The sequence below is a fragment of the Streptomyces sp. NPDC048659 genome (assembly GCF_040650575.1).
In the GTDB taxonomy this organism is placed as follows: domain Bacteria; phylum Actinomycetota; class Actinomycetes; order Streptomycetales; family Streptomycetaceae; genus Streptomyces.
The window spans coordinates 81,944-99,888 of the sequence record NZ_JBEZHM010000024.1 but is presented as its reverse complement, the minus strand read 5'-3'; the positions used below and the strand labels follow the sequence as shown (position 1 = coordinate 99,888).

Genomic DNA, 17,945 nt, shown 5'->3' with positions numbered 1-17,945 from the left:
GGAGAGCGGGCCGGCCGGGGGCGTCCCGGCCGTGATCCACACTCCCCCGCGCCCGCGCCCCCGTCGTTAGCACCCGTTTCAGACTTGGGGTGGCACTGGTGCCACCCCCTCGGCGGACGCCGGCCGCATTCCGGGCGGCGGGCTCCGGACCGTACGGTTGGATCATGAAGGTCCCGCCCAGGACGCGGCGCGCGCTGACCCGCGCGGCCCGAGACACGTCCTTCCTCGCCCTGGGGGCTCCGCTCCATCTCCTCATGGGCTTCCTGCTGTTCGTCGGCGCCGGTCTCCTCGCGGAGGTCGTCGACGGCGGTGACACCAGCGCCCCGGTCGTCCTGGGGGTCGTCGTCGTCCTCGGGATCCTGGCCGTGCCCGCGCTGACGGAGGCCCAGATCCGGCGGTTCCGGCGCCTGCTCGGCATCGGGATCGCCCGCCCGGGGTGGCGGCGCCCGCTGCGGCAGGCCGGCTACCACTGCCTGACCGGCGCGTTCCTGGGCGCGCTCGAAACGCTGCTGCTCGCGCTGCTGCTGGCCGGGGCGGCCGGGAGCACGGTGTACGGGTGGATCTGGGCGGTGCCCTCGGAGTGGCGGGCCGCGCACCCCGGGCACCTGGTCCAGGCGCTGTACGTGACGGTGGCCGGGCTCGGCGCGCTCGCCGCGGTGCCCGCGCTGGCGGGGGCCCTGGTGCGCGCGGAGGCCGTGCTCGGGCCGCGGCTGCTGGGGCCGGACGCGCGCGAGGACCTGGCGCGCCGGGTCGCGGACCTGACCGAGAGCCGGGCCGGGGCCGTCGACGCGGCGGACGCGGAACGGCGCCGGATCGAGCGGGACCTGCACGACGGCGCCCAGCAGCGGCTGGTGTCGCTGGCGCTCAACCTCGGGATCGCCCGCGCGACGCTGAAGGACCTGCCGCCGGAGGCGCGGGCCGTGATCGAGGCGGCGCACGAGGAGGCGAAGGCGGCGATCGAGGAGCTCGGCGACCTGGTCCGGGGGCTGCACCCGGCGGTGCTGGACGAACGGGGCCTGGACGCGGCCCTGTCGGGCCTGGCGGCCCGGGCGCCGCTGCCCGTGCGGCTGCGGGTGGACCTGCCGCCCGGTCCCGCGGGCCCGGGGGCGCGGACGGCGTCGGCGGTCGAGGCCGTCGCGTACTACGTGGTCTCGGAGGCGCTGACGAACGTCGCCAAGCACGCCCCCGACGCGACCCGGGCGGAGGTGACCGTCACCCGCCTGGGCGGGATACTGCGGGTGGTGGTCGCCGACGACGGGGTGGGCGGGGCCGATCCGTCCCGGGGCAGCGGCCTGCGGGGACTCGCGCAGCGCGTGGGCTCCGTGGACGGGACTTTCCGGATGAGCAGTCCCGTGGGGGGACCGACCATGATGAACGTGGAGTTGCCGTGCCCGAGGTGAGGCGTGCCGTGATCGCCGAGGATTCCGTGCTGCTGCGGATCGGCCTGGTCAAGGTCGTGGAGATGGCCGGTTTCGAGGTGGCGGCCGAGGCGGGTGACGCGGAGGGGCTGCTGGCCGCCGTCGCGGAGCACCGGCCGAGCCTCGCCGTGGTGGACGTGCGGATGCCGCCCGGCTTCACGGACGAGGGGGTGCGGGCGGCCCTGTCGATCCGGCGGGAGCGGCCGGAGACGGCGGTGCTGCTGCTCTCCCAGTACGTGGAGGAGCGGTACGCGGCCGAGCTGCTGGCGGCCCACACGAGCGGGGTCGGCTACCTGTTGAAGCAGCGGGTCGCGGACGTGGAGGAGTTCGTGGAGGCGCTGCGGCGGGTCGCCGACGGCGGCACCGCGCTCGACCCGCAGGTCGTGGCGCAGTTGCTGGTGCGCAGGCCGAGCGATCCGCTGGAGCGGCTGACGGCCCGCGAGCGCGATGTGCTGGCGCTGATGGCGGAGGGGCGTTCCAACGCGGGCATCGCGGCTCGGCTGGTGGTGAGCGAGAGCGCCGTCGCGAAGCACATCAACAGCATCCTGGCCAAGCTGGACCTGCCCCGCGCGGACGCCGACCACCGCCGGGTGCTGGCCGTGCTCCGCTTCCTCGGCGTGGCGGGCTGACTGCGGCGGGCTCCGCGGGGCCCGCGGGCCCCGCGGTCACGGCGTCGGGGTCACGCCGTCGGGGTCGGGTCCGGGTCCCGGGCCGGGTCCGGGTCCGTGGTCGGGCCCGGGGCCGGGGTCTTGCCCGGGGCTTCCTGCGGGCGGCGGGTGCGCTCCGCCCAGGCGGCCAGCGGCGGGCCGGCCGCGCCGAGCGCGGCGAAGAAGACGCCGAGCAGCAGCCAGCCCGCGTGCCCGAGGCCGAGGACCGCCGTGGTGAGGACGGCGGGCGCGAGGGCCTGTCCGGCGGCGAAGCCGATGCCGAAGAAGCCCTGGTACTGCCCCTGGGCGTGGTCGGGGGCCAGGCCGAAGCCGAGGGCGAAGCCGCCGGAGGACTCCCACACCTCGCCGAGGCTGTGCACGACGACGGCGAGGACGGCGAGCAGCGGCGCGACCCAGGCGGGCACGTCGGCGGTCAGGGCCATCAGGGGACAGCTGACCAGGAAGAGGAGTCCGGCGACGCGGAGGGCCCGGCCGCCCTGCCGGGGGGTCTCCACGCGGGAGCCGATGCGGCTCTGGAGCAGCACGCACACGCCGCTGTTGACGGCGTAGACCACCGCCACCGTCCAGCGGGGCGCGTCGGTGTGGGCGGAGAGCCAGATCGGCAGGAGCAGCGACACGGCCTGGTAGTGCAGGCCCATGACGCCGTAGAGGGCGACGAAGCTGACGTACGGCCGGTCGGCGAGGACCGCCCAGCGGCGGTGGCCCTCGGGCGCGGGCAGCGGCCGGTAGTCGGGCACGCCGAAGAGGGCGACGGCGCCCGCGCAGACGAAGCTGGCGGCGTTGGCGAGGATGAGGACGGTGTAGGCGGCGCGGGTGTCGACGGCGATGGCGAAGGCGGCGCCGAGGGTGCCGAGGACCACGCCGAGGTTCACGTAGGTGCGGAGCCTGGCCCGGAACGCGGCCGGGTGCTCGCCGCCCGCGCGGGCGATGAGGGCGCCGCCCGCCGCGCCGCTCGCGGTGGCCGCGAGCCGGTCGAGGGTGGCGATGACGGTGAAGGTGAGCCAGTCGTCGATGAGGACGAACGCGGCCATGGCGACGGCCTGCACACCGAAGGAGACGAGCCAGACGGTGCGGGGCCCGTGGCGGTCGGCCAGGTTTCCGGCGGGGATCCCGGCGAGCAGCCCGACGAGACCGGCGACGGTGAGCCCGATGCCGACCTGCGCGGCGGGCAGGTGGACGACGAGCGTGAAGTAGAGGATGGCGGCGGTGTTGAAGAGGCCGTTGCCGACCCGGTTGACGAAACTGGCGGCGATGAGCGCCCGTTGGGGGCGGCTCGAGACCGGTCGGCCGGATCCGGATACACGTGTCCCGCTGCTCTCCCCGTTCACGCCCGCAGGCTAACAACCCCGCCGCGAGCCCCGGGGAGCCGGTCGCGCCTCCTCAGCGGCCGCCGGTCCGGGCGCCGTTCCGGCCGCCGCGCGCGGGGGTGTCGAGGCTGCCGGCGAGGGCCCAGATGACGAACACGTCGATCGCCATCATGAGGATCGACCAGAAGGGCGCGTACGGCAGGAAGAGGAACTGCGCGAGCAGGCTGAGGGTGACGAGGAGCAGGCCGGTGAAGCGGGCCCAGGTGGCGCCCTTGAGCAGCCCGGCGCCGGTGAGGGCGACGAGCGCGCCGAGGACGATGTGGATCCAGCCCCAGCTCGTGAGGCTGAGCTCGTACACGTACGAGCCGATGCGGGTGTACACGTCGTTCTCGGCCACGGCGGAGATGCCCTGGAGGATCGCGAGGACGCCGCCGCACAGCATCAGCACCGCCGCGAACACCACCCCGCCCGCGACCCAGCCGTCGGTGTCCCGGCCGTGCCGGGGTGCTCCTGGAGGCGGCGTTGTCTGCTGGCTCATGCCCGTGTTCCCTTCCGGTGCTCCTGGACCTGGTGCTGCCGGACCGGGTGCTCCTGGACGCGCTGGTTGGTTCGAGCGTCCTCGGGCAGCCGTCCGGCAACCACATGGAATCCGCCGAACAGGTGAACGCGGGGCCCGCTCAGGCCAGGGCGAGGAAGAGCTTCTCCAGCTCCTCCTCCGACATGGGCGGGGCGTCGGTGTCGCTCTCGGCGAGGCACTGCCGCATCCCGCTCGCCACGATCTTGAACCCGGCCCGGTCGAGGGCCCGGGAGACGGCGGCGAGCTGGGTGACCACGTCCTTGCAGTCGCGGCCGGCCTCGATCATCGCGATGACGGCGGTGAGCTGCCCCTGGGCGCGGCGCAGCCTGTTCAGCACGGGACGCACGGCCCCTTCTTCGACCTGCACGGAGACCTCCTCCACTCTCACCCCCGCCCATCATGATACCCCCAGGGGTATCAAATCGCCCTAACCGCTGCTTTTCATTCGCCACCGGGCGGCCATCGCGGCGCCTCCCCCGGCCAGCAGCACCGCGCCGAGCACGCCCCAGGTCGCCGGGTGCGTCCACAGCCCCGCGCCGAGCTGCTGGGTGAGGACGAAGACGCCCATCACCACGACGAACCAGCCGAAGACCCGGCGCAGCACCCCTTGCGGGATCCGGCCCGCGAAGCGCGCGCCCAGCGCGCTGCCCGCGACCGCCACGGCCGTGACCGTCAGGGCCAGGCCCCAGTCGATCCGCACCCCGGCGAGGTGCCCGGCCAGGCCCGCGAACGAGTTCATGGCGATGACGAGCAGCGACGTGCCGACGGCGGCGCTCATGGACAGTCCGCCGAGCAGGGCGAGCGCCGGTACGACGAGGAAGCCGCCGCCCGAGCCGACCAGGCCGGTGACCGCGCCGACGACGAGGCCCTCGACCGCGACCCGGCGCACCGGCAGCTCGCGCTCCCGGGGCCCCGGCCCGGCGTTCCGGCGCGGACCGCGCAGCATCGCGGCGGCCGTGGCGAGCATCATCAGCGCGAAGGCGATGAGCAGCGCCGTGCCGGGGACGTACTCCGCGAGCCGGCCGCCGCCGTAGGCGCCCGCCATGCTGAAGGCGCCGAACAGCAGGCCGGTCCGCCAGCGCACCCGCCGGGCGCGCGCGTGCGGCACGAGCGCGGCCAGGCTGGTGACGCCCACGACGAACAGCGAGGTCGCGATCGCCTCCTTCGTGCCCTGCCCGGCCAGGTAGACCAGGAGGGGCACGGTCAGGATCGAGCCGCCGCCGCCCAGGACGCCGAGGGTGACACCCACGAGCAGGGCGCCCGCGAGGACGAGGACGGTCACGGGGTGCTCCGCAGCTCCGCGAGGACGGTGCCGATGTCGGTGCGCGGGCCCCGGTTGTAGGGGAGCTTGGAGAGCAGGACGCCCATGGCGCAGGTGTTGCTGAGGGCCGCGTACGTCAGCCCGGCGCCGACCGCGGTGCCGACCAGGTGCGCGCCCGGCACGAACACGCCGACGAGCCCGGTGACCAGCACGATCGAGCCGGCGACGAGGCGGACCTGGCGCTCCATGTCCCAGCGCTCGGGGCCCCGGTTCGCGGGGGCGCCGGCCGCCTCCCAGGCGTTCATGCCGCCTTCGAGGACCCGCAGGTTCGGCAGGCCCGCCTCCGCGAGGGCCTTCTCGGCCTGGGTGGCCCGGGCGCCGGAGCGGCAGACGAGCACGACCTCCTCGTCCAGGTGCGAGAGCAGCTCGGCGCGGTGCTCGCGCAGGGTGGCGAGGGGCACGTTGTACGAGCCGGGTATGTGCGCGGTCCGGAACTCCCCCGGTGTCCGCACGTCGAGCAGCCGCGGCGCCCGGCCTTCACGGAAGAGCGCGTGGAGGACGGCGGGGGTGACGGAGGAAGAGGAGGGGGCTGCGGAGGAGGGGGTGGGATTCTCGGCCATGGGTGGCTCCAATGCGTCGGTACGGGTGAGGGGAAGCGAAAGGGGGAGAGGGCGGCGGCGCGGGGCGCCGGGGCGCGCGTACGGGTCAGGCGCCGGCGGGCTCGGCAGCCGGGGCCTGCTCCGCGAACTCGCTGGACAGGGCCCAGGCCGCGTAGCCGCCGAGGATGTCGGAGATGTCGTCGAAGCCGCGGTGGCGGAGCAGGCTCGCCGCGATGGACGAGCGGTGGCCGCCCGCGCAGTGCAGGACGAGGGGGCGGTCGGCGGGCAGCTCTGCGGCCCGCGCCGGGAGCTCGCTCAGCGGGATGTGCAGGGCGCCGTCGATGGTGCCGTTGGCCCCGCGCTCCCCGCAGGTGCGCACGTCGACGACGAGCGGCGGCGTGGGTCCGGCGAGGGCGGCGCGCAGGTGCGCGGCGGTCAGGCGGCTGGCGGGGGCGACCTCGTCGGCGAGCGCGGCGAGGGCGTCCTCCGGGTTGCGGAGGTAGCCGACGGCCCGGTCGAAGCCGATGCGGGCGAGGCGCGTGACGACCTCCTCCTCGCGGTTCTCCGGGGCCATGACGATCAGCTCGTCGGCCGGGTCGAGGACGGTGCCGGCCTGTTCGGCGAACCGGCCCTCGGCGGGCACGTTCACCGCGCCGCGCAGGTGCCCGTTGGCGAAGTCCTGCGGCGAGCGGGCGTCGACCACGACGGCGCCCGAGCGGCGCAGCGCGGTGAACTCGGCGAGGGACAGCGGCCGGGGCGCCGCCGCGTCGTACAGCAGCCGCTCCTTGCGGTTCAGCTCGGCGTCGTACGCGAAGTAGCCGGGCGCGGCGGACTGTCCGGCGGTGACGAGCGCGACGAACTCCTCGCGGCTCATCGGGGCGCAGGCGTAGTTGGTGGCGCGCTGTTCGCCGATGGTCGACCACTTCTCGGTGGAGAGGTTCTTGCCGCAGGCGGAGCCCGCCCCGTGGGCGGGGAACACGCGCACCTCGTCGGGGAGGGCCATGAGCTTGTGCTGGACGCTGTCGTGGAGCATGGCGCCGAGCTCCTCGGCGGTGACGCCGACGGAGGCGAGCAGGTCGGGGCGGCCGACGTCGCCGATGAACAGGGCGTCGCCGGTGAGCACGCCGTACGGGACGGTGTCGGCGGCGTGCTCGTACACGAGGACGCTGATCGACTCGGGGGTGTGGCCGGGGGTCTCCAGGATCCGGAGCGTGACGTCGCCGAGCGAGACGCGCTCGCCCTCGGCGAGCGCGCGGATGGGGTACTCGGTCTCGGCGCGGCGGCCATAGCCGATCCAGGCGCCGGTGCTGTCGGCCATCTCCAGGTGTCCCGCGACGAAGTCGGCGTGGAAGTGGGTGTTGATGACGCCGACGACGGTGAATCCGTGGGCGGCGGCGTCGGCGAGGTACTCGGAGACGTCGCGGCGGGGGTCGACGACGACGGCCTGGCCGGTGGTCTCGTCGGCGATCATGTACGACGCCTGGGAGAGGCAGTCGAGGTAGTACTGCGCGAAGAACACGACGTTTCCTCCATCGGGGACGCGCGTCCGGCCGCCTGAGCGGGGCGGGCGGGGGCGGACGCATCGGACGTCGATACCCCCCTGGGTATCGACGCATCCGACCGTAAGCAGCCCGACCCTCGCGAGTCAAATACCCCCCTAGGTATCCTGGGTCACATCTCCAGAATACGGGTGGGGGTATTGTGGCCAGCCGAAACACGGACGCGAAGGCAAAGCGAAGCGAAGGCGAAGGCGAAGGAACGAGATGAACCGGCACACGGCCGCGACCCTGCCGCCCCCTCCCGCCTCCGGTCCCGGCCCCACCCCCGCCCCCGGCGCGGTGCGTCTGGGGCTGCGGGAGAACCGGGCGCAGTTCGCCCTGCTCGTCCTCGTCACCGCGGCGGTCGGCGCGCTCGTCGGCCTGGAGCGGACGACGGTGCCGCTGATCGGGACCGAGGTGTTCGGGCTCACCGGCAATCTGGCGGTGTTCTCGTTCATCGTGGCCTTCGGCCTGACCAAGGCGCTGACCAACCTCGCGGCCGGTGCCCTCACGGCCCGCTTCCGCCGCCGCCAGCTGCTGCTCGCGGGCTGGCTGGCCGGTGTGCCGGTGCCGTTCGCGCTGGCGTGGGCGCCGTCGTGGTGGTGGATCGTGGCCGCGAACGTGCTGCTCGGCCTGAACCAGGGGCTGACCTGGTCGATGACCGTGAACATGAAGATCGACCTGGTGGGCCCGGCCCGCCGCGGCCTCGCCACCGGCCTGAACGAGGCCGCCGGATACGTCGCCGTCGGCGCGTCCGCGCTGCTCACCGGCTTCCTCGCCACCCGCTACGGGCTGCGACCCGCCCCCGAGCTCGTCGGCGTCGTCTTCGTCGCCGCGGGTCTCGCGCTCTCCCTCCTGGCCAAGGACACCGCCGCCCACCTGGCCCTCGAACTCTCCCGCCACCCGGCCCCGCCGCCGCGAGCGGGAACGGGAACGGGGCGGCCCATGTCCTTCTGGACCGTCTTCGCCCGCACGTCCTGGCGGGACCGCTCGCTGCGCGGCGCGAGCCAGGCGGGCCTGGTGAACAACCTCAACGACGGCCTCACCTGGGGCGTCTTCCCCCTCCTCTTCGCCGACCGCGGCCTCGGCATCGCGGCGATCGGCCTGATCAAGGGGCTCTACCCGCTCCTGTGGGGCCTCGGCCAGATCCCGGCCGGCCACCTGGCCGACCGGATCGGCCGCAGACCCCTCGTGGTCACCGGCATGTCGGTCCAGGCCGCCGGACTCCTCGTCGCCCTCGCGCTCCTCGACCGCCCCCTCCTCGCCGGACTCCTCTCCGCCGTCGGCCTCGGCCTCGGCACCGCGCTCGTCTACCCGGCCCTGATCGCCGCCGTCTCCGACCGCGCGCACCCGGCCTGGCGGGCCGACGCCCTCGGCACGTACCGCTTCTGGCGCGACCTCGGCTACGCGGCCGGGGCCCTCCTCGCCGGTGTCCTCGCCGACACCCTCGGCCTGGCCCCGACCGTCCTCGTCGCCGCCGTCCTCACCGCCGCCTCGGGCCTCCTGGCGGCCCGGTGGATGAGCGACCGGGCCGCCGGGGACTGACCCGAGCCGCCCGGGTGCGCGGCCCCGGCCCTCGGCCCCCGGCCCCCCCGGCCCTCAGCCCTCGGCCCCGGCCCCCGGCTCAGGCGCGGTACGCGACGAGCGCCATCATCCCCGCCTCCCCGTGGTAGGCGTTGTGGCAGTGGAGCATCCAGCGGCCGGGGTTGTCCGCGTCGAAGTCGACGGCCAGGGTCCTGCCGGGCAGGACGATGGCGGTGTCCTTGCGGGGGCCGTCGGCGCCCAACTGGTAGGTGTGGCCGTGCAGGTGCATCGGATGCCACATGCCGGTCCTGTTGACGAACCCCAGGCGCACCCGCCGCCCCTCCTCGATCAGCAGCGGGGCGGTGTCCGGGGCGTTCATGTCGAACCGCCTGCCGTTCAGGGCCCAGTCGTACTTCGCCATGCCGCCGCCGAGCTCGATGCGGTGCACCAGGTCCGGCTTCGCCGTGTCCAGCCGTACGTCGTCGGCGGCGCGCAGCCGGTCCGCCGTCACGATCCGGCCGCCCAGCTCCTTCGGCCGCACGGTCGGGGCCGGGGGCGCGCCCGCGCCCGTGCGCACGAGGGCCATGCCGGTGGCGTCCTTGCCCTCGGCGAGGGCGACGAGCGGGAAGACGCCGTCCGCGAGCGTGACCAGCACGTCGTACCGCTCCCCCATTCCGACGAGCAGCGCGTCCACCACCTCGTGGCGCACGGGGAAGCCGTCGGTGTGGGTGATCGTCATCCGGTGGCCGCCGAGCGCCACGCGGTACGCGGTGTCCGCGCCCGCGTTGACGATCCGCAGGCGCACCCGCTGCCCCGGCTTGCCCCGGTGGACCTCCGGGTCGGCGGCGACCCTGCCGTTGACGAGGTGGTGCGGGTAGGCCACGTCCCCGGCGTCACCGCCGAGCAGTTCGCTGCGGGCGCCCATCAGCATGAGCCCCGTCGCGGCGGGCGGCGCGTCCGTGCCGCCGCCGGTGCCGTGGCCCCCCATGTCATGGCCGCCCATGCCCATGTCCATGCCCCGTGTGAGCTCCGCGAACGCCCGGTCCGGTGTGCCGGTGACGCCGTCGAGCCAGTCGTCGAGGACGACCACCCACTCCGTGTCGTAGGCCAACGGCTCCCTCGGGTCCTCCACGATCAGCGGCGCGTGCAGCCCCCGGTCGAGCTGCACCCCGACGTGCGGGTGGAAGAAGTACGTGCCGGGGTCCGGGGCGATGAACCGGTACGTGAACGAGGCCCCCGCCCGGACTGCCGCCTGCGTCACGGGCGGCACGCCGTCCATGTCGGAGCGCAGGGCGAGCCCGTGCCAGTGGAGGGAGGTGGGGGTGCGGTCCGGGAGCTGGTTGGAGAGCTCCGCGACGAGCGTGTCGCCCGCGCCGATCCTGATCTCCCGGCCCGGGGCCCGGCCGTCGAAGGCCCAGGTCCTGGCGGTGATCCCGGCGCCGAGACCGACCTTGGCCGCGGCGGCGGTGAGGGTGTGCCGCCGCTCGGTGCCGGTGCCCCCGCGGGCCTTCTCGACGGCGACGACCTCGGGCCCGCCGACGCCGACGAGCGCCGCGCCTCCGCCCGCGCCCGTACCCCTGCTCGTACCGCTTCCGCCTCCGCTTCCGGAGCAGGCGGTGAGGGCGCCGGCGCCGGCCGCGCCGAGTCCGGCGCGCAGGAGGGAGCGGCGGTCGATGGGAAATGTACGCGTCATGATGTGATGCCTCGTCTCGAATTACCGGCAAGCGGAGCGGTACGCGCGTGGCGGCACGACGGGTCGCCGCCTGGAGGCGGGGCCTATATGCGCAGGCGGGACGAGGCGGAGAGGGCGGGTGGGGAGAGCCCTGACGCGGGGCCGGACATCGGCTCTCGGCCGGGGCTGACGGGCCGGTGCGTGCGGTCGGCGCCCCCGGGCGCCTGCGCGGTGAACGTGGGCGGGTCGCCGACCGGGGCCGAGCAGTGACCCGAACCGGGGCTGGGACAGGCCCCCATGGCGGCCTTCGCCTCCGGGTGCGCGTCCGTCGCCGTGGCCGCGCCCATCGGCATGGCCTGGGTCATGGCCCGCGCGGCGGACGCCGTCGCGCCGGGCGGCGCGGCCTCGTGGTGGACGAGCACGGCGAAGGCGGCCAGGAGCGGCACCAGCACCGCCAGCACGCACCGCGATCCGATCCGTACCATCCCGCCTCCCCCTCCCTGACTCCATCCGCCACCGACCACCGTCCAGCAGCTGCCGGCTAACCGACTACCGGCCACCGGCCACCGGCCACCGGCCACCGGCCAATCTGCTAAGTGGATTCACATTTTCACGTCACGGCACAGACTAGCGGGCATCGCGCCCACCCCGATCAGCCTGTGGATAACCGTTGATCAGGAGCCGGTTGTCACCATTCAGCTAAGCGGCTTAGTATTCGAGCGCTCCTCCGGCCGCCTGTCGGGCCCCGTGCCCCGGCCCCGGCCGGGGGAGCCTTCCCGAGGAAGAAGGAGCTGGCCGATCGTGGCGTCCCACCGCCGTCCCAAGACCTCCCGCCCCCGCTACGCGGGCGTGCTCACGACGACCGCGGCGGCGGCCGTCGCCCTGTCCGCGCAGACCGCGTGGGCCGACCCGGCGCCCGACCCGACGAAGAAGGGCGTCCAGGCCGAGATCGACCGGCTCTACGAGGCGGCGACGCAGGCGACGGAGAAGTTCAACGGCGCCAAGGAGAAGGCCGACACGCTCCAGAAGCAGGTGGACTCCCTCCAGGACGCCACCGCCCGCAAGCAGGGTGAGCTCAACAGACTGCGCGACCGGGTCGGTTCGCTGGCCGCGGCGCAGTACCGAGGGGGCGGGCTCGAACCGTCGATGCAGCTGATGCTCTCCGCCGACCCCGACTCGTTCCTGGAGCGCGCGAGCCTGCAGCAGCGGCTCAGCCAGCGCGACGTGAACACCCTCCAGCTCTTCGAGGCGCAGCGCCGGGAGCTCCAGCAGCAGCGGACCGAGGCGGCGCGGAAGCTCGCCGAGCTGGAGGAGACCCGCGGGGAGCAGCGCCGCAAGAAGGCGGAGGTGCAGGGCAAGCTGGCGAAGGCGCAGAAGCTGATGAACACCCTCTCCGCCGAGGAGCGGGCGCAGATCGCCGCGAAGGAGGACCGGGCCAACCGGGCGAGCTCCCGCGTGGACCTCGGCAACGAGGCGAGCGCCTCCTCACGGGGTGCCGCCGCGTTCGCCGCGGCGCAGAGCCGGGTCGGGATGCCGTACGTGTGGGGGGCGAGCGGCCCGGGGTCGTTCGACTGCTCGGGGCTGACCTCGTGGGCCTTCCGGCAGGCGAACGTGAACATCCCCCGCACCTCGCAGGCGCAGGCGAACGTGGGCACCCGGATCAACTCGCTGAGCGCCCTGCGCCCCGGCGACCTCATCATCATGCGGACCGACCTGAGCCACGTGGGCTTCTACGCGGGCAACGGGCAGATCCTGCACTCCCCCAAGCCGGGGGCGCAGGTCCGCTACGAGTCGATCGCGCGCAGCGGGATGCCGTTCATGTGGGGCGTCCGGCTCTGAGCCCGCCCGCCCCCCCGCGCGCGGGGCGCGGTCAGAAGGGCCCGCAGCCGAGGAGCAGCGGGAACAGCGGGGCGCCGGCCGCCGCGAGGGCGACGCCGAGGCGGGCCGCTCCGTGCGGCCTGGGCTGCGGGGTGAGGACCCGGCGGAGCCGGATGAGGGCGCTCGGGCCGCCCATCCCGAGGGCGGGCCGAGGTACGCGGCCCGCGGCCACCTCGCACAGCGCGGTCGCGAGGGCCTCGCGCGAGTGCAGACGCAGGGCGCGGTCGTCGGCGACCATCTCCAGCAGGAGCAGCACCTGTTCGCGGGCGTGCCGGGCGAGCGGGAGCCGGGGGAAGGCACGGGCGAAGGCACTCAGGAGCATCTGGACCAGGTGGTGGCGTCCGTCGATGTGCGCGCGCTCGTGCGCGAGGGCGGCGCGGAGCTGCTCGTCGTCGAGGGCGTCGAGGGCGCCCCGGGTGACGACGACGCGGGCGGGCCGGGCCGGCAGGCAGTACACGGCGGCGACGGGGTGTTCGACGACGGTCGCCCCGTACGCGGGTGCCGGGCGGCCGATCAGGCGCAGCGTGTCGAGCTGCCGTCGGCGCTCGGCCCGGGCGGTGCGCGCGGTGCGCAGCAGCCAGACGAGGGGCAGCGCGACGACGGCGCCCGCGGCGGCGAGCCCGGCGGCGTCCCACACGTCCGGGTCGGCGGCGCTGTCGGCGAGCGTGCCGTGCGGGCCGAGGCCGCAGGCGCTGAGCAGGCCGATCAGGCCGCCGTGCACGTGCCGGTCCGCCATCACGAGGTGGTGGGCGGCGAGCGCGGTGGAGACGACGAACGTCAGCATCAGGAGCAGCCAGACGCCGACGGCGAGGGCGGGCGCGCGGTGGGTCCAGCGGGCGCGGGCCAGGTAGCGGGGCGAGGCGGCGCCGACGAGCAGGGCGTAGCCCGCCAGGACGGCGGAGGTGATCACGACTCGGCCCGGCGCCGGGCGGCACGGAGCGCGGCGCGCAGGGCCTCCACCTCGTCGGGGGTGATCTGCTCGACGAAGCTGGCCATCACGCCGGCGGTGTCGGGACTGCCCTCCAGGGCGTCCTGCATCCGGGCGGCGGTGTACTGCTGGCGGGAGCAGGTGGGCTGGTAGAGCCAGGCCCGGCCGTCCTTCTCGCGGGTCAGCATGCCCTTGCCGTAGAGGATGTCGGCGACGGTCTTGACGGTGCTGTACGCGAGGGGCCGCTGCTTGGTGAGGTCGTTGAGGACCTCCCGCGCGGTGGCGGGGCGGCCCCAGGACCACAGGCGGTCCATGATCTCCGCCTCCAGCTCGCCCAACTGACGCACGCCCGCTCCCTTCGGCACCGGCGGCCGCACCGTCGGGCCGCGGTCCCCCCATCGTAACGGCGGTGCTCAGGGCCTGACGGCGTGCTCGGTGAACCGGCCGCAGTCGCGGAAGCCCAGGCGGCGGTAGACGGGCTCGCCGTCGGCGGACGCCTGGAGGACGGCGACGCGGTGGCCCCGTTCGCGGGCGGCTCGGAGGGCCGCGAGGGTGACGGCCCCGCCGTACCCGCGCCCGCGGTGCGCGGCCAGGGTGGAGATGTTGTAGACACCCGCGACCCCGGCGTGCAGGAACACCTCGGCGGAGCAGACCGGGCGGTCTCCCGCGTATCCGACCAGGTAGCGGGCCGGGCAGTCCGCGTCGAGGGCCCGGGGGGCCGCCCGGGCGAAGAAGCGGCGGACGGTGTCGGCGGGCGGGTCCCAGTTCGCGGCGAGGACCGTGGCGTAGTCGGCGAGTTCGGCGGGGGTGGTCACGGGCCGGATGTCGAGTCCCGGGGCGGCTGGCGGCGGGAGGGTGCCGTCCAGGGCGGCCCACATCGCCGTCTCGTGCTCGGACGCGGGGAGTCCGGCCGCCGCGAGCCGCGCGCCGAGGTCGGCGGGGGTGGAGGCGGGCCCGACCCACCAGGAGAAGGGCCGCCCGGTGGCGGCCAGCGTCCGGGCCGTGCCGGCGACGCGCGCGTCGGCGTCGGCCGGGGTGAGGCGGGCGGCGGCGACGATGTTGAAGGTGTCGTCGTCGAGCCCGCTGTCCGCGACCAGCAGGTCCCCGGTGTCGGTGACGGTGGCGCCCGCCATGCCGCGGTGGAGGTGGCAGGCGTGTTCCGCCAGATTCCGCTCCATCCGGTCCAGGAGGTCTGGGAGGTCCGCCGGGTCCGTAGACGCCGGAAGGTCCAGCGGGTCGGCGCCCTCGGAGAAGTACTCGTTCACAGGAAGCGATCCCAGCACGTCCGGACGCCCCGCGCACCCTGCTTTTTCCCCCGCTACGAGCGGCGCCGGTACTCGCGCGCGCTCTTCGGGTTCCGGGCGCAGGTCCACACGCCGTGCGGGCAGTAGTCGGCGAGCGACTCGTAGAGCGGGCGCTGGGCGCGGAACCAGTCGAGCATCCCCTTCACGTACGCCGGGTCGTCGCCGTTGCGGAAGAGGCCCCACTCCGGATAGGAGACGCGCTTGCGGTGCCGCTTGGCGAAGTCGACCTGGTCGCGCAGTCCGTACGGCTCGTCGACCTGGCGGCGGAAGGAGGTGCCGCGCGGCTGGTCGTAGGCGTCCATGCCGATGACGTCCACGTACGCGTCGCCCGGATAGCAGCGGGTCCAGGGGATGGCGTCGCGTCCGCGGCTGGGCGCGAAGTCGAAGCGGAAGCGCTGGCCGGGGACGGCGCGCATCGTCCTGACGATCCGGCGCCAGTACGCCTGCCACTGCGCCGGGGCGGGGTGGCAGCGGTGGGTGTAGGTGATGCCGTTCATCTCCCAGCCGAGCACCAGGACGCTGTCCCCGAGCCGCTGGCGTACGAGGCGCTGGGCGAGGACCCGGAAGTGCGCGTCGTTGCGTCCGCCCGCGCCCGCCTTGAGCAGCGCGGCGACGCGCCGGTCGGGCAGTCCGGCCTCGCTGCGGTCGAGCATGGGCACGTTCAGGACGAGGACCCGGCCGGGGCGCGCGGCGCGCCAGGCGGCCCAGGGGCGCAGGAACGCCTCGGCTCCCTCGATGCTGACCCAGTCGTCGCCCGGGAGGTAGGTCCGCCCGGCCTGGAGCGCCCCGTGGCCGCGCCAGCTCTCGAAGCGCGGCAGCCGGGCGACGCCCTCGGCGCCGGAGCCGAGGAACGCTCCGTGCAGGGTCGTGGCGGTGGCCCGGGGCGGTTTGGCGTCGCCGCCGCGCTCCGGGGCGGGCCCGGCGAAGGAGCCCAGCACCAGGGCGCCCACGACCCAGGGGACGATGCCGCCGCGCACCCGCCGCACCAACGGCACCTCCCTCGGGACCTGACCGATCATCAGCCTAGGTGGCGGGTGGAAGGCCCGCACGCGCGGGACGCGGGGCGGGGGGCGGCGCGCGGGGTCCTCTTGATCCCGAGGCGGCGGGCAGGGCACGGTGGGGGCATGACGTGGACAGCACCGCCGTTCGAGCGCGGCCAGGAGCTCGGGGCACTGGGTGCCGTGGACGAGCGCCGGATGCTGGAGGGCTGGCTCCGCCGGCACCGGGAGACCCTGCTCGCCAAGTGCGCGGGGCTGGACGCGGACCAGCTCGCCAGAGCCGCGGTGGAGCCCTCCGGGCTCACTCTGCTGGGGCTGGTGCGGCACATGGCGGAGGTGGAGCGGTTCTGGTTCCGCCGCTCGTTCGCGCGGGAGGCGGTCGGGCCGGTGTTCACCGGCCCCGGGGACGGCGACGAGGGGCTGGCCGGCGTCGATCCGGCGCACGCGGAGCGCGATTTCGGGCGCTTTCTGGCCGAAGTGGAGGCGTGCGACGCGGCTGCCGCCGGGCACGGCCTGGACGAGACCTTCGAGTCCACCACCGGCGTCCCGCTCAGCCTCCGCTTCGTCTACACCCTGATGATCCAGGAGTACGCGCGCCACAACGGCCACGCCGACCTGCTGCGGGAGCGGACGGACGGGGCGACCGGGGACTGAAAACGGTGCCCCGCGCGGGACGCCGTTTTCAGGGCTCGTCGGTCCAGCCGTCATCGAGGTGGATCGTCCAGGTGTCCCCGACCGCCCGCCGCAGCCGCACGAGTTCCGCGACGGCCGCGACAGGGGCCGGGGCGTCGGCCAGGCGCAGCGGGGCGGCGGGGACGCCCCGCCGGGTGTAGGTCGGCAGTTCGCCGTAGCAGGTGAAGGCGTGCAGCGGCGGTACGGGCTCGTCGGCGAACCAGCGGGGGCGGTGCTCCTCGGCCCAGGCCGCCGCGGCGTCGATCCGGTCCAGGTGCGCGAGCAGCGTCACGGGGGCGGGGCCGTGGCTGAACTGGACCAGGAGCCCGTCGGCGTCCACCGCCCACCAGTCCCAGGTGAACCCGGGGCGCGGGTGGCGCAGACGGGCCGTCACCGGCGTGCCGCGCGTGCCGTGCCGGGGACGGCGGGAGCGTCGGGGGCGCCGGAGAGCGTTGTGGCGCCTGGGACGTCCGGGGCGCTCGGGATCTCGGCGCTCGTGGCCACCGTGCCCGCGCCGCCCGGGGCGCCCGCGCCGCCGGGGGTGCCGGGGGTGCCGGGGGTGCCGGGGGCGCCGACGGGCGTCGCGAGGAGGCGGCTCAGCCAGCGGGTGCGGGTCTCGCGGGCGTGCAGGGTGAGGGCCGCGTGGGGGGCGACGCTGTCGAAGCCGTGGAAGGCGCCGGGCCAGACGTGGAGTTCGGCCTGGCCGCCCGAGCGCCACAGGGTGGCGGCGTAGGCCACGCACTCGTCGCGGAACGTCTCCGCCGAGCCGACCTCGATGTACGCGGGCGGCAGTCCGGTCAGCTCGGTGGCCCGCGCGGGCGCCGCGTGCGGCGGCAGGTCGGGGGCGCCGCGGCGGTCGCCGAGGAGGGCGCCCCAGGCGGTCGCGTTGGAGGTGCGGTCCCAGGTGTCGACGCCGGCCATCTGGTGGCTGGAGAAGGTGTCGCCGCGGTCGTCGAGCATGGGCGACAGCAGGAGCTGGCCGATCGGGACGGGGCCGCCGCAGTCGCGGGTGAGGAGGGCCAGGGCCGCGGCGAGGCCGCCGCCCGCGCTCTTGCCGCCGATGACGATGCGGGCGGGGTCGACGCCGAGCTCGGGGGCGTGTTCGGCCGCCCAGACCAGCCCTGCGTAGCAGTCCTCCAGCGGGGCGGGGTAGCGCGCGCCCGGCGCGAGGCGGTATTCGGCCGAGACGACGGCCATCCCCAGCGGCTGCGCCCAGGCGCGGAGGAGCTGGGGGACGACCGACCGGGCGTTGCCCATGATCATGCCGCCGCCGTGCAGGTAGTAGAGCAGCGGGAGGGGGCCGGTGGTCCCGGTGGGGCGGGCGCTGACCAGGGTGAGCTCGGGCGCTCCGGGCGGTCCGGGGACGCGCAGTTCCACGACGTCGAAGCGGCCGTCCGCGCGGAGCTCGTGGACCGTGGGCCGGGGGCGGGCCGCCGCGTCGCGCGCCAGGCGGGCGGCGAGGTTCCCGGGGGTGTACGGCTCTCGCGCGCCCTCACCCAAGGCGGCGAGGGCCGCGCCGAGTTCGGGGTCGAAGGGGGGCGTGGGGGCGGGGTGCGGGGCGGCCGTCATGGAGGCAGTATCCCGGGGCGCGTACAGTGGCC

19 protein-coding genes are annotated in these 17,945 nt (G+C 75.3%); 5 read left to right on the top strand and 14 right to left on the bottom strand.

Going from position 1 to position 17,945, the window contains the following annotated elements; all coding sequences use genetic code 11:
- The first annotated feature begins 164 nt into the window (after nucleotides 1–164).
- Complete coding sequence (locus AB0C99_RS20080; protein WP_362476633.1) at nucleotides 165–1,400, top strand: histidine kinase; 1,236 nt, start codon at nucleotides 165–167, stop codon at nucleotides 1,398–1,400.
- Between the two features lie 8 nt (nucleotides 1,401–1,408).
- Nucleotides 1,409–2,047: a response regulator transcription factor gene (locus AB0C99_RS20075; RefSeq protein ID WP_362476631.1), complete on the top strand. Its 639-nt coding sequence runs from the start codon at nucleotides 1,409–1,411 to the stop codon at nucleotides 2,045–2,047.
- A 50-nt stretch (nucleotides 2,048–2,097) separates the two neighbouring features.
- Here the strand turns inward: AB0C99_RS20075 and AB0C99_RS20070 are convergent, their stop codons facing one another.
- From AB0C99_RS20070 to AB0C99_RS20045, 6 genes are all read right to left on the bottom strand, one after another.
- Nucleotides 2,098–3,414: an MFS transporter gene (locus AB0C99_RS20070; protein WP_362476629.1), complete on the bottom strand. Its 1,317-nt coding sequence runs from the start codon at nucleotides 3,412–3,414 to the stop codon at nucleotides 2,098–2,100.
- A 52-nt stretch (nucleotides 3,415–3,466) separates the two neighbouring features.
- Entirely contained in the window at nucleotides 3,467–3,931 is a 465-nt protein-coding gene (locus tag AB0C99_RS20065; protein WP_362476627.1) for a hypothetical protein, read from the bottom strand.
- A 139-nt stretch (nucleotides 3,932–4,070) separates the two neighbouring features.
- A complete protein-coding gene (locus AB0C99_RS20060) occupies nucleotides 4,071–4,337 on the bottom strand; it encodes a metal-sensitive transcriptional regulator (protein WP_362476626.1) in 267 nt (88 codons plus the stop codon).
- A 60-nt stretch (nucleotides 4,338–4,397) separates the two neighbouring features.
- On the bottom strand, nucleotides 4,398–5,252 hold the full coding sequence (locus AB0C99_RS20055) for a sulfite exporter TauE/SafE family protein (RefSeq protein ID WP_362476624.1): 855 nt from the start codon (nucleotides 5,250–5,252) through the stop codon (nucleotides 4,398–4,400).
- A complete protein-coding gene (locus AB0C99_RS20050) occupies nucleotides 5,249–5,851 on the bottom strand; it encodes a rhodanese-like domain-containing protein (protein ID WP_362476622.1) in 603 nt (200 codons plus the stop codon). The genes AB0C99_RS20055 and AB0C99_RS20050 overlap by 4 nt, the downstream gene beginning before the upstream one ends.
- Before the next feature lie 85 nt (nucleotides 5,852–5,936).
- Complete coding sequence (locus AB0C99_RS20045; protein ID WP_362476620.1) at nucleotides 5,937–7,349, bottom strand: rhodanese-like domain-containing protein; 1,413 nt, start codon at nucleotides 7,347–7,349, stop codon at nucleotides 5,937–5,939.
- 244 nt (nucleotides 7,350–7,593) lie between these two features.
- On the opposite strand from AB0C99_RS20045, the gene AB0C99_RS20040 reads away from it, so the two are divergent.
- A complete protein-coding gene (locus AB0C99_RS20040) occupies nucleotides 7,594–8,913 on the top strand; it encodes an MFS transporter (protein ID WP_362476618.1) in 1,320 nt (439 codons plus the stop codon).
- 79 nt (nucleotides 8,914–8,992) lie between these two features.
- Here the strand turns inward: AB0C99_RS20040 and AB0C99_RS20035 are convergent, their stop codons facing one another.
- Nucleotides 8,993–10,585, bottom strand: coding sequence for a multicopper oxidase family protein (locus AB0C99_RS20035; RefSeq protein WP_362476616.1), 1,593 nt, complete (start codon nucleotides 10,583–10,585; stop codon nucleotides 8,993–8,995).
- An 83-nt stretch (nucleotides 10,586–10,668) separates the two neighbouring features.
- The gene (locus tag AB0C99_RS20030; RefSeq protein WP_362476614.1) at nucleotides 10,669–11,049 is read right to left on the bottom strand and encodes a hypothetical protein; all 381 of its coding nucleotides are present in this window, start codon (nucleotides 11,047–11,049) and stop codon (nucleotides 10,669–10,671) included.
- Between the two features lie 316 nt (nucleotides 11,050–11,365).
- On the opposite strand from AB0C99_RS20030, the gene AB0C99_RS20025 reads away from it, so the two are divergent.
- Nucleotides 11,366–12,403: an NlpC/P60 family protein gene (locus AB0C99_RS20025; protein ID WP_362476612.1), complete on the top strand. Its 1,038-nt coding sequence runs from the start codon at nucleotides 11,366–11,368 to the stop codon at nucleotides 12,401–12,403.
- A 31-nt stretch (nucleotides 12,404–12,434) separates the two neighbouring features.
- Here the strand turns inward: AB0C99_RS20025 and AB0C99_RS20020 are convergent, their stop codons facing one another.
- The 4 genes from AB0C99_RS20020 to AB0C99_RS20005 form a co-directional block, all read right to left on the bottom strand.
- A complete protein-coding gene (locus tag AB0C99_RS20020) occupies nucleotides 12,435–13,352 on the bottom strand; it encodes a M56 family metallopeptidase (protein ID WP_362476610.1) in 918 nt (305 codons plus the stop codon).
- Complete coding sequence (locus AB0C99_RS20015) at nucleotides 13,349–13,717, bottom strand: BlaI/MecI/CopY family transcriptional regulator (protein WP_362476608.1); 369 nt, start codon at nucleotides 13,715–13,717, stop codon at nucleotides 13,349–13,351. The genes AB0C99_RS20020 and AB0C99_RS20015 overlap by 4 nt, the downstream gene beginning before the upstream one ends.
- A 66-nt stretch (nucleotides 13,718–13,783) precedes the next feature.
- Nucleotides 13,784–14,548 (bottom strand): GNAT family N-acetyltransferase, encoded by a 765-nt coding sequence (locus AB0C99_RS20010; RefSeq protein WP_362476668.1) that lies wholly within the window; start codon nucleotides 14,546–14,548, stop codon nucleotides 13,784–13,786.
- Nucleotides 14,549–14,688: 140 nt separating this feature from the next.
- The gene (locus AB0C99_RS20005; protein WP_362476606.1) at nucleotides 14,689–15,693 is read right to left on the bottom strand and encodes a glycosyl hydrolase; all 1,005 of its coding nucleotides are present in this window, start codon (nucleotides 15,691–15,693) and stop codon (nucleotides 14,689–14,691) included.
- Between the two features lie 105 nt (nucleotides 15,694–15,798).
- On the opposite strand from AB0C99_RS20005, the gene AB0C99_RS20000 reads away from it, so the two are divergent.
- A complete protein-coding gene (locus AB0C99_RS20000; protein ID WP_362476604.1) occupies nucleotides 15,799–16,326 on the top strand; it encodes a DinB family protein in 528 nt (175 codons plus the stop codon).
- 28 nt (nucleotides 16,327–16,354) lie between these two features.
- Here AB0C99_RS20000 and AB0C99_RS19995 read toward each other — a convergent pair whose 3' ends face one another.
- The gene (locus tag AB0C99_RS19995) at nucleotides 16,355–16,738 is read right to left on the bottom strand and encodes a hypothetical protein (protein ID WP_362476602.1); all 384 of its coding nucleotides are present in this window, start codon (nucleotides 16,736–16,738) and stop codon (nucleotides 16,355–16,357) included.
- Complete coding sequence (locus AB0C99_RS19990) at nucleotides 16,735–17,913, bottom strand: alpha/beta hydrolase fold domain-containing protein (protein ID WP_362476601.1); 1,179 nt, start codon at nucleotides 17,911–17,913, stop codon at nucleotides 16,735–16,737. The genes AB0C99_RS19995 and AB0C99_RS19990 overlap by 4 nt, the downstream gene beginning before the upstream one ends.
- Nucleotides 17,914–17,945 lie beyond the last annotated feature (32 nt).